We start from the raw sequence: 11,820 nt of genomic DNA, 5'->3' as shown, positions 1-11,820 counted from the left end.
TTCCCCCAATAGAGCGTTCTGTAGCCTCTTTATTCCTCTCATTTCTGAACTCAACAATTATTGAATCAGAACTTCTTGATTCAATTTTATCAATCCCATTAGCAATGGTCATCATTAGATAGCGAGAGCGGCTTTTGTGCCCCCTGACTTGGCTGTTGATGATCATTGGGCAAGCTCATTAATTAACGTGACGACGCGAATAGAAGTAACTGGAAGCGCTAGGGCTTCCTATTTCGCTCAGTACGCTTTTTACGTTGTGGTTGGCACTTGATATCGCTCATCGATCACGGTAAACCGTTTATAACAACTTAGTGAACGTCGCGACTACCTCTCGGTATCCGAAACCACCATGCCGTCTTTAATCGTGATAATACGCTTGGTATGGTCTGCTAAGGCGTTATCGTGGGTAACGATGATAAGAGTTCTGCCTTCGCAGTGGAGTTGATTAAACAAAGCTAAAACCCCCGCACCAGATTTTGAATCTAGCGCTCCTGTTGGCTCATCAGCTAGGATGATCTCGGGATCGTTGACGAGAGCTCTAGCTATGGCGACTCGTTGCTTTTGGCCGCCTGAGAGTTGATTTGGTTTGTGGTTTAAGCGGTCACCTAACCCTACTTGCTCTAATAATTTGGCTGCACGTTGGCGACGCTCTTTCGCTTTGATACCCGAATACACCAAAGGCAATGCGACATTATCCAATGCAGTCGCGTATTCCAGTAAATTAAAACTCTGGAATACAAACCCTACCTTCTGGTTTCGAATCCTTGCTAACTCATTTGCACTTTGGATCGCCACATTTTGACCACCAAGTTGGTATTGTCCGTCGGTCGGTTTATCTAGACAGCCAAGCATGTTCATCAATGTCGATTTTCCTGAGCCCGAGGGACCAAGAATGGCCAGAAATTCACCTTGTTTAATGGTTAAGTCAACGCCATCTAATGCGCGTACTTCCGTTTCTCCGCTTGAATAGTATTTACATATATTGGTGAGCTCAACAAGCGGCTTACACGATATGTGCTTTCCAGAGTTTTTGCTATTCACTTTGTAATGCCTCCAATGGGCTCACTTTTGCGGCTCGGTGCGCTGGCAGCCAAGCAGATACGACGCCAACGATCACTAAGGTGGAAATCACAATTGCAACAACGCCCCAAGACAGTTCAGGGACTGGTTTGCCTAATTCCTCATAGAGCTTGTTTCCTTCTAGACTTATCGCGCCTATTACCGATACAAGCGCATAAGTGACGCCCAAACCCAATACGCCGCCTAACATCATGGTCATCAAAGATTGCACTAAATAGTGCAGACGAATGGCGGTAGGAGTCGCACCGACGGCCATTCGCACGCCTATGTCTCGGGTAGATCGCTTCACAGTGGCATACATCACATTAGCAATCCCGACCCCCGCTACAGCAAGCGTGACAAAACCAATGATGCCAAGGAAGCTTTGTAAGCCAATCAAGAATTGCTGCATGCTTTTTTGGCGTAGGAGCATATCTATAATTTGCACCGCCTGAGTATCACTGCTGCTGACGCCATATTTACGAGCCATGATTTGGCGAATAGTGGCTGCAAGTTTTTTTCGGTCTGCGCTCGCTTGTGGCTCGACATTAATGCCTTCGATTTCACCATTGAGATAAAAACGCTTCCACGTTGTTAATGGCACAAAGCTGGAATAATTGATCTGTTCGCCCAGCTCGACTCGAGCACTGTTTTTTTTTAACACGCCAATCACAGTGAACGCTTCACTGCCAATCTTTATCGTTTTTCCAACAGGGTCGCTTTGTAATACCTCTGGAGCAGACCATGAGAACTCATTGGAAGAGTTGAACAAGTTTGCAGCCAACGTGTAACCCAATACAACGACTTTGCGTCTGTGCTTTTGGTCAAACGGGTTTAGCCAGCGCCCCCCCTCCATTGGGACTAGATTCGTCATGGAGGCATATTCTGTTGTCACGGCCAATGGTTCATGCCATGCGCTGCGGTCACCATGGGTAATACGCTCCGTCCACCTTGCCGTTGGTGAAACGCTTTTCACTTCAGGGAGAGCTTGAATCACTTCCGTATCGTCCAATTTTAAGGTCATTAATTTGCCTGCGTAAAACGCGCTATAATCGACGCTTATCCGGCCAGCGCTCAAATGAATCAGGTTACCGTTCCCATTTTTCGCCGTTCTCATTACGCCCTGGAGAATGCCTTCGCCCACCGCCAACATGGCTGCGATACACAGTGTCGCCCATGTGACAGCAACAATGGTCAATCCCAAACGAAGTTTTTCTGCGGCCATCTCTTGAAATATTTGTCTCATTGGTAACAACATGATTATGCCCTCGCACTCAAAGCCACCACTGGCGCAAGACGCGATGCTCTTCTTGCAGGGAAATAAGACGCCAACAATGCTAGAACAAGTGTCACTAATAATGACCAAACAATGGAATTAGGCGTGATAACGGGAGACCCTAGCCAATTAGGCAAAGCCATAAACGCAAGTAAATCAACCGTCATATAGGCAATCGTCAAGCCAAACACGGTGCCGACCATAACCAAAAACAATCCTTCAAATATAAATTGAGTAAGTATCGATTTTTGTGTGGCACCAATCGCTAATCGCACACCGATTTCTCTCGTCCGTTCCGTTACAGAAAGGAACATAATGTTAGCCACTCCAAGCGCACCAACCGCCATGGTCATTGCTCCGCTTGCACCAAGAAAGAGTTGAATGCCCCGAAAAATACTCTCATACAGGGCGCGGCCTTCACTCGAGTCCGGTAGGTAAAGGGCTTCGTTATCTGTGGGATCAAAGTTCAATTGCTTTGCATAAAAGGTGACGATGGCCTGTCGAAAAACCGGCTCCGCCATACCGCTGATAGGTTTTAACATCAGCGAGCTTGGCTTATCCTCCCACAAGTCGAGATACGTGGTATAAGGGATAAAAACGATCTGGCCGTTAATATATATGCTGCTTGCGTCTTCGTCTTTTATGATACCTATCACCCTAAAAGGGATTCCATTTACTTTGATCTTTTGCCCAATGTGGATTTCACTCACTTGTGCGATATGAGCGCCTAACACAGCAACGCGTGTGTGGTTGGCCATATCACTTGGTGAAAAGTTGCGAGAGCCTGGTTCTAGCTTTTGTAGCGTCATAGAGAAGTGAGCCGGTGAGATGCCGTTCACATAGTTTGTTAAGCTCTGTCCTTTGTCGTTGGTTACGATCGCATCCATTTTGGCGTAAACGCTGACTGCCGCCTCGACAAAACCTGACTGTGTGATCATATCGACCTTCTCTTGCGAAATATGAATTAGGCGTCTTGAAGGCATTCCTTGCCAAGGTTTACTCGTGCTCCGTGGGTACGCAGGTTGCACATTCTTGGCCATAAACGACAACTGCTGAATTTGATAGCGATAAAAGCCCTCACCCAACGCGATAAGCACCACGACGGATATCACCCCCCAAGTAATGGCAATAATGGCCAACATACTTTTCACACGATGCGCCACCAGCGTTTGCCATGTTTGCTGTAATAAACTTGTCATGAACTAAAAAACTTGGAAATCAATGCCATGGAATCATCATCCAACTTACCTGCGATCTTCAATAAGCCGATGCGTTGACGCCAATAGTTGTATAAGTGGGTTTGTAATTTATGTTTTGACTCGAACAGTTGATTGTATGCGTTGATCACTTCCGATACTTCGGTCAAGCCCGCCTCGTAGAGCTTCTCTTTACTACTCAGCACTTTCTCGTGTGACGTTACTAGTTCGTTCGCGATCAGCACTCTATCCCAGTTGATATCCACTTGAATAAACTGTTGGGTTACGCGTTGTTGAATATCGATTTCTACTTCACGTAAATTTTGTCTCGCAATGAGAACGTTGAGTGATGCGGTATCGACTTTGGCGCTTATCGCGCCGTTTATATCAATTGGCACATCGAGAGTAACGCCGGCGCTAAATTCGTCGGTATTGCTATCATACGCTACGCTACTGGTGATCTTTGGGTAATAGCCTCCTGTCGCCTCCTTTTTCTCTAACTCACTGGTTTTGACATTCTGTATTGCTACCAAGAGTTTTGGGTTACTGTCTTTAGCTAACTTCACCCACTGCTGTTTAGACTCTAAGCGCATAGGGGGTTGAACGAGAGGTTCCGTGCGGATTTGATCGACATTTTTCGGGAGTAAGTTGGTTAACGCCGCCAGTTTGACGCGTTTGACTTCTAGATCAGCTCGAGCATTCAACAACCCTGCTTTTGCCTCGACGTGATTAGCGCTGATCTCTTCGACATCGACCGATTTCACTTTACCCGCAAGGTAACGCTTCTCAATAATCATCAGCAGCTTGCTGGATTTTTCTAGTTTGGATTTCGCCAATTGAATTTCGCTCTGTGCACTTGCCACATCCAAGTAACACAAAAGCAGTTTTCCTGCTAAGTTATTGTAATACAAAGTAAGACTTAACTTAGCTTTGATATAATTGGCTTTGGCTTTATCCAAACCTGACCACGCACTACTGTCCCAAATGGTCTGATTAAGGGATGCGCCATAATTAGGGGGGGTCGTTGCTGACTCATTCCACCCTACCGATGCCTTTGCACTCAAACTGGGTAATAGTGGACTTCGCATAGCGTCCACGCCAACGTCACTAGCTTGGACACTTATCTTGGCCTTTTTGTAACCGGGATCGTTTTGTTTCGTCTGGTGCCAAGCTTGTTCAATTGAGATCGCGTCGCACGGTAAACTGACGGTCGTAGCCAAGATCAAACACCCGAACCTAGATAGGGGGAACTTAACCATGTGGTACTCCCATCATCATGCTGTTGTCGATAATTTGGTCACCTAATTCGACACCATCCAACACTTCAACATGGATACCATTGGACAAGCCCAACGTCACTTTCTGCCTTCGGAAACCTTGCTTAGAGCTATCTGGGATCAGCACGTATGGCGTATCGCCATCAAATTGCAGGGCGCGCTCAGGGACGGTTATTACATTCTCGGCTCGCTTCAACGTAATTTTAGCGGTTGAGGAGAAGCCCGAACGTAGTCGAACGTCTTGTGGAATGTTGAGCTCACCCACTTCCACTTCAAACCCATTATCAAAGCTTTTCTCCCCCTTCGAATTGTTGCCTGAAGAGTTTAGGCTCTCTGACTGAATCGCCACTTTCGTGATCACGCCCGATATTTCGACATCGGGATAAGGAGCAACAGTCACCATTACCGCCATACCCTGAGAAAGCTGTGCTGCATCATGCTCACTAACATGACCTTTAAAGATCAGATTATTCATGTCAGCTAATGACATCATTTCTGTCGCGGTTTGGCTCGACTCTGTCGAGATGATGGGCTCACCAACTTCAACTTTGCGATTCAATACCGTGCCATCAATTGACGCAGTGATGGTTGAGGTCACACGAGCGTGACCGATAAAGGCTTCACCGCTATTGATCAGCTCTAGGTTATGACGCTTTTGTTGGACGTTCGCTTGTTCTGATTTCACCGCCGAACGTGCACTGACATAAGCGTCAAAGTTTTTGGGGATGATTTTCTGCTTCACCAAGCCTTCCAAGTTAGCCAGTTTTTGTTTGTGCGATTCCAAGTCCGCTTCGCTACGCTTCAACTCCGTAGAAGCTAGCGTAAGTGCTTGAGGGGTTGGATTTGGACGCACTTTAATCAACGGTTGGCCCTGTTTAACTTCCTCACCAACTTTGACGTAGATTTCGCCCACGATGCCGTTAATCTGCGACTTAATTAACACCGAGTGCGCCGGAACAATATTGCCGACCGCTATGGCTTGTTTTTCAATGGTTCTTACTACTGCAGGAAGTGTAGTGAAATCATTCGGCTGAACCGAAGATTGCAAATAAAAATAAACGCCACCGCCTAGCAATGTAGCGCTCACAGCAGAGACCAGCCAAGTTTTTGCCATCATTGATACCAATTATTGTTGTGTTGTCTGTGAACATCGCATGGATACAAAATTGTAGTGATGTTCAATATCTATTTACCTGCTTCGTCTTTTCATTAGATGCTGAATCAACCTAAGCTGGGAGTTAACGTTATGCTTAACCAAATTTCTGTTCGTGGATTCGAAATCAAAGCCTCAATCTGACACGGACAGAGAAGTAAACCGAATTAAAGAGACTGTGAGAGGCGCCTTACAATGACCAACAGCAATTGACGGCATTTTTCGTCCTGCCGAGCGGGCTCGTTCATTCCGTACTTCAAATGGGGAGTGCACGTAAAGACCCTGGTGGGCTCGTTAGCTCTAAACAAACAGAATGTTTACGTTCGGCGATCACTCGAAAGCAATCTCGACGGCCGGTATCAATAACTTCTGAGAATAGATAACGTTCAACTCGAACATCGTTAGTGTGGGTGATTATGTAGCTCAACAGTTTCATTTTTATCGTGACCCTAGGGTCTCTTTTCACTAAAGCAAAGTTCTTAATTCGTTCCACGTATTCTTTAGTGTCAATTCGGGCAAGGATGTCGTAATTTATCCGATGTCCTATGGTGTTCTTTGTGTAATCTACTCTGTCGAAATCCGCGTACGAAACCAACAGTCTTTCATCTTCGGTAAACAAAATAGGACCGATTTCACCATCCCAGCCCACTCCACCATTCACCCCTATTTCTTGATCCGTTAAAGGCACCACGGTGTATTTATAATTGTGGTTTGACCAAAATGAACGCGTAATATCGGGCTTAATTCCAGATCTTAACGAAAACGCACCTGCAGCCGCTTCGGAATAAGGACTCGCTATCCCATATCCTGCAAGATGCGGGGTGTAAACACCTTGGTAATAGAACACATCAAAACTTGTATCCCACCCAGCACAGAACACCCCCGTCGCACTATCCGGAAGATAAGATATCTGTTGCCCATTTCCTTCTGACTTAGTCTGAATCCGCTTTCCATTTCCACGCGTTGAAAGGATGGCCGTACAAGTATCTAAAAGGCCAATATGATCATGATAAAGAACAGGGTGGCTTTGTATATTAGGGAGTAAACGTGTGTCTGACAAAGCGAAAGGAAGTGCAGACCAAAGGGGCTTGATATCCTTGTTATCGAATATTTCGGTTTGTCGACAATACGGTAGTAAATCCGGTGCTGAAACAATGGAGTAAGCCGCAATATTGAGACAACGGTTTAGTCTCCCTCCGCCATAAATGGCCGATACCTTGACGTACCCGTCCCCAGTGTGATCCACATAATGAAGAATGTTATCTTCGTTTGTTTCTAGGAAGGTCTTGAGATCATCTTGCCAGTTTACATCTTGAGTCATCCCTGTGAATTGGTTTTTGATGGCATGCCTTATGTACAAAAGCTCTGGTGTCGATCGAGGAAAAATAGACAAGTTTTCGCCTGCTTTCATTCGACTAGCAATGGCGACAGCGCGAGGCATCAAACGTAGGCTAGAGTGACATAAATTAATTAGGTGGCGTTTCTTCACCAGGGGAAGTGAAAAAGGCTTTCTGAGCCCAACCAGTTTTTCGACAGATTTAGCTACCTGTATCAATTCGGCGTGTATGGTTGGACACAGTATTCCCAACTCAGCGTCATAATCTGCAATATTTTCATTTATTTTGAACGGATAGTCACCCCGCTGTTCTGGTTTGCTGCCAACTTTTAGAGCCATACCGTCCGACAGAAAATCATGTACCTTCTTAATTTTTTCGTTGGCGTGATATGTTGAATATTCAAGATCTAAGTTTAAGCCTTTTACGCATTCACTCCCATTAAAGAGTTTGTGGATCGGCACCCAGAATTCCAACTGTTCATCTTGATAAGAGGAAAAAGGATCGCCTCGCTCACCCACATTAAAGCGATGTCCTAATATGGATTTACTGCCTTTTACCTTCATTGCTAGATAGGCATCGAACTTAGCAGGCAAGACGCGAGTGCGGTGAGTATCGTCAGCGAATCTCGAGACAAAACTCCGTCGTTTTTCATCGTAGAATGGAGGGGCATTTCCTACCCGAGTGATCCCCGTTCGAGAGTACACCATGTCGGCATGCTTCTTGTGAACGGTTTCATTCGAAACTCGGTATTGATTGGCGAACACAACCACAGCACATTCACTTGAATCTAAGTGTTTCTGTAACTGGTGTAGTTTCAAGTTCGCTAGGGCGTAAACATTGTTTTCAATTACATTTAGCGCATGTAACGAAGGAAATTTGGTTAAAGGAACCTTTTTTTCTGTGTCTGCCCACATCACGAGCGGTGAGGCGAAAGCATGATACAACAAACTATGCGCGGGTTTCGATGGTGTAATAGCCTTATTACCTTCCTTAGCGAACTCTCGAAAACCAGGAATCAATCGATTAATGTACAGTGGTTTTTGAAGTTCAGAAGACAGGTCTGAAGCGCATATATCCAGCCCATGCTGACTAAATAGATCGCCCCAACCATAGGGTGCCATTTGTCGCAATATCTCTTTCAATTCATCAATAAGCGCCATTATTTTCCTCCCTAGTTTCCTCGCAGCAACAACACATGCTCATCGTTTAACAATAAGAAAACTGGCAGGAAACACGGACACAGTAAATAGACTTACAGATAATTAATTATTATTTATTCATGACTTTAACCGAGCATCAGATTTTAATCAGTCGCACTTTCCCTGGACAAATTCAAATAGAAATAAACAGTCTTATATGCCTACAACCAAATAAGGCGCTACATTCAGAAGGAAAATACCTAATTCCAACACTTAAATAGCCAATAAATTACTCCTTAATACTCGAGGTGCATGTTTATATAAATCCACCGAATAATATTGAGCGTACACCAATAAGAGCACCGTAAAGATGGGACATTATTATAGAGTAACTAATCAAAGTTATTTCCTAGGATCAATTAAACCTATAACGCCTATAACTCGGCTATTTACGATTAGCAGCAATGAGCGTCAATTTAAGGCCTTCTACGGTCAGGCTAAGTAAGGAGTTAATGATGGACATTGTACCAACAGAACGTCAGTTAAACGCTAATCATGCTATTGAAAACATTATAAAATGGTTTGAAGCGCACGACATACACAGCTCTCTTACAACAAGCCGTAATTATCTAGTGGCAACCGTCCAATTATTCAATTCCAAAAACGAATTCTTAGCCTCGGGGGCGGGTAAAGGCCCTTGGGCAATTATCGGGGCATACTACGAAGCGTTTGAACATCTTCTATTAGAACATCAGTTTATTTCAACCGATACGTCAATTCGTTCTTTACACTACTGGTTGGGATCAGAAGATCATCACGCAGACTGTCTTTTTGGGAAGCCTCTTAAAGCATACGAAGATGGGCCTTTGACGTTTTCTCGATATTACTCTCTTCTCAATGCGCGAACCTACCTGATCCCTGAAGTGCTCATCAATCCTTTTTATAAAGAGCCTCTTATCAATAGCGACGCGTTTCAATTTCTTAAATCGTATTCAGTCAACAGCGGTTGGGCCTCTGGTTCAACGTTCGAAGAAGCCATTGTGCATGGAGCGAATGAGGTGATCGAATGTCATCATATGAGTGAGCTTTACAAACACTATATTGGTCATAATCCCTCCTCTGGCTCGGAGGGATTTTACAAGATAAAATTACCCTCGGCTCTCTTGGTGCACCCCTTATCCATTCCCGATCTTGACCAAGTTACGGTCGTTATGTCGAAAACAATATTAGGATCTTATTTCTGTACTTGTGTTCTATTGTCCGACCTCAGCCCGATGGCGCTACGTTCATCAGGCGTCTCATATTCAGAATATCACGCCATTGAGCAAGCATTGTTTGAATTGGAGGAAACCATCGAGCTCTTCAACACCAAACGACGTGACGGCGAGATCCAAGCAGCTAACTTATTAAGCTGTACGCCTAAACTAAGCAGATTGATTAAACTCTCGAGTCTAGACGAGCTCCCCTATAAGGATCTGTCCTCATTATCCCCCACCAGTGAATACAAGTTTTGTGACCATTATAGGAACTTAATACAAGCCTTAGACGATAATAACTGTACCCTACTATTTCATACCGCTTTTCAAACCACCAATATATGGCTAGTGTCTGTCTTTATTCCCGGGTTAGAGCGATTCAACGTCATTGACAAAGGTCACTGGGTTGTACCATTAGGGACTAAATGATGATGTCACCCTTTCATTGATACAACATAGACGAGCACGTATTTTTTGTTACCACTACGGTCATTAGGTTGATCAATTATCACGAATATATGATGCGGAAAATAAATAACCCATTATTTATTACACTATTTAAACTAAATCAGCCAACATCGCATTGTGTGGCGTTGAAGAAGAAAGTGACGAAGAGGAGGGGTAACTGGGTAACACTAGCCTAGTCGGTTGACTGGTCAACTTTACCCAATCTATTTTTTCAACGTAGGCACACAGTAGTAAAATTTGTAACAGCAAGACTTTACCTGTCTGGGTAACACTTTATGTAGTATTTTGGCTACAACGTTGCACCCCCAAAGCATCAGGTATCATCCAAACAGTATTTGAAGGTTTGAAGCGCCTTGGCTAAGTCCGCCACGACGATTCTAGCATGGTCATCAAAACAACGCGTTAAAAGACAACCGGCAATGACCTTAGCGAGTACGATAAGAGCGTTATGGGTGATCCCTAAGCGAGTCACTTCGGTGACTCCAATACGAATACCTGAAAGCCGGTGTCCATCGCCCGGTAAAGCAACTGCATTAACAAATATACCAACGTTCGCCAGCCGATACGTTGCAGCTTTTGCCCCCTCTGGGTAACACCATTTTATTATTATCTGATGTGTCTCAGTGTAATGCTCGGGTGCGCCTAATACCTCAAGTCCCTCATTGTGTAAGAGTGAGGCAAGCCGTTTGGCGTTGTTTATGCCCGTTCTCATGTACTCTTTACCAAAAGTTCTCATTTCGATGCATGTAACAACCAGTGAAGCGACTCTATTTAGTTGATGAGATCCGGTTAACGCTGGAAAGGCCATGGTTTCTATAGGCCTGGACAAGTGGTCATCATTCCAACAAATGATTCCGCCTTGAGACCCACTAAACGTTTTCCCTGTGGAGCCCGTAAAAACATCTGCTCCGTCCAATATCGGGTTGGGGTAGACACCCGCAGCAATCAGCCCCGCTTGGTGTGCACCATCAAAAAACACGCGCCCCCCCCACTGCGAAATAATGTCTTTTATTTCTCTAACAGGAAAAGGAAATAGATGTACCCCAGCGCCCAAATTCACTAAAAGCGGTTTGTGAACATTCGCAAGACATTCAAATTTATTCAAGTCGATTTTCAGTGTTTGTGGCTCAATAGGGAGATCAATAATCGAATAATCAAGTATTCCAGGTGGCCCCATTTTATGATTGGATAAATTCCCTCCATGGAATGGATTGAGAGCAAACATATTTGTAATGTTCAAATGTTTTTTTAACATTGAATACACCACCGTATTGGCGTGTACCCCTCCCATCAGTCTTGGATCAGAATGTTTACATTGAAAGAGGTCGTTAATAAGTGAAATGGCCAGCGCTTCAATTTCATCCGCTTGATCAAGCCCTGTAAAATAACGACTCCTACGGCCTATCTCACCACACGATGCACGAGTGCCAAGCTCGCAGCTTAATAAATGGCGAGCCTGACGACTCATTGGCCCATCAGCGGCGACAAGGTTTATTCCTTGCTTGCCACGGATCTCGTTATGCCTATCAAGTATGCTGATAAGGTGTTGATATAGCCTATCTCCCGTCAACGTCACCACCAGTTTTTCAGCATTGTTGATTAGGGAAAGGTCGTGGTAACTATTTTCTGAAAGCAAAGCAGAACCTCCTCACTCTTGGC

General features: G+C 44.7%; 8 protein-coding genes. 1 reads left to right on the top strand and 7 read right to left on the bottom strand.

Going from position 1 to position 11,820, the window contains the following annotated elements; all coding sequences use genetic code 11:
* Positions 1 to 324: 324 nt before the first annotated feature.
* From KP803_RS11725 to KP803_RS11700, 6 genes are all read right to left on the bottom strand, one after another.
* Entirely contained in the window at positions 325 to 1,014 is a 690-nt protein-coding gene (locus tag KP803_RS11725) for an ABC transporter ATP-binding protein (protein ID WP_427916949.1), read from the bottom strand.
* Between the two features lie 19 nt (positions 1,015 to 1,033).
* Positions 1,034 to 2,317, bottom strand: a complete 1,284-nt coding sequence (locus KP803_RS11720) for an ABC transporter permease (RefSeq protein ID WP_248009017.1) — start codon at positions 2,315 to 2,317, stop codon at positions 1,034 to 1,036.
* Between the two features lie 2 nt (positions 2,318 to 2,319).
* Positions 2,320 to 3,534, bottom strand: a complete 1,215-nt coding sequence (locus tag KP803_RS11715; RefSeq protein ID WP_248009016.1) for an ABC transporter permease — start codon at positions 3,532 to 3,534, stop codon at positions 2,320 to 2,322.
* On the bottom strand, positions 3,531 to 4,790 hold the full coding sequence (locus KP803_RS11710; protein WP_248009015.1) for a TolC family protein: 1,260 nt from the start codon (positions 4,788 to 4,790) through the stop codon (positions 3,531 to 3,533). Before KP803_RS11710 ends, KP803_RS11715 begins: the two co-directional genes overlap by 4 nt.
* Positions 4,783 to 5,922, bottom strand: coding sequence for an efflux RND transporter periplasmic adaptor subunit (locus tag KP803_RS11705; RefSeq protein WP_248009014.1), 1,140 nt, complete (start codon positions 5,920 to 5,922; stop codon positions 4,783 to 4,785). The genes KP803_RS11710 and KP803_RS11705 overlap by 8 nt, the downstream gene beginning before the upstream one ends.
* Before the next feature lie 295 nt (positions 5,923 to 6,217).
* A complete protein-coding gene (locus KP803_RS11700) occupies positions 6,218 to 8,458 on the bottom strand; it encodes a hypothetical protein (protein WP_248009013.1) in 2,241 nt (746 codons plus the stop codon).
* Positions 8,459 to 8,952: 494 nt separating this feature from the next.
* On the opposite strand from KP803_RS11700, the gene KP803_RS11695 reads away from it, so the two are divergent.
* Positions 8,953 to 10,122 (top strand): YcaO-like family protein, encoded by a 1,170-nt coding sequence (locus KP803_RS11695; protein WP_248009012.1) that lies wholly within the window; start codon positions 8,953 to 8,955, stop codon positions 10,120 to 10,122.
* 352 nt (positions 10,123 to 10,474) lie between these two features.
* Here KP803_RS11695 and KP803_RS11690 read toward each other — a convergent pair whose 3' ends face one another.
* Entirely contained in the window at positions 10,475 to 11,797 is a 1,323-nt protein-coding gene (locus KP803_RS11690; protein WP_248009011.1) for an aminotransferase class I/II-fold pyridoxal phosphate-dependent enzyme, read from the bottom strand.
* Positions 11,798 to 11,820: the final 23 nt, after the last annotated feature.

This window comes from Vibrio amylolyticus (assembly GCF_023145695.1).
Taxonomy (GTDB): Bacteria; Pseudomonadota; Gammaproteobacteria; order Enterobacterales; family Vibrionaceae; genus Vibrio; species Vibrio amylolyticus.
The sequence above is the reverse complement of the archived record's forward strand: the minus strand, read 5'-3'. Positions and strand labels throughout refer to the sequence as shown.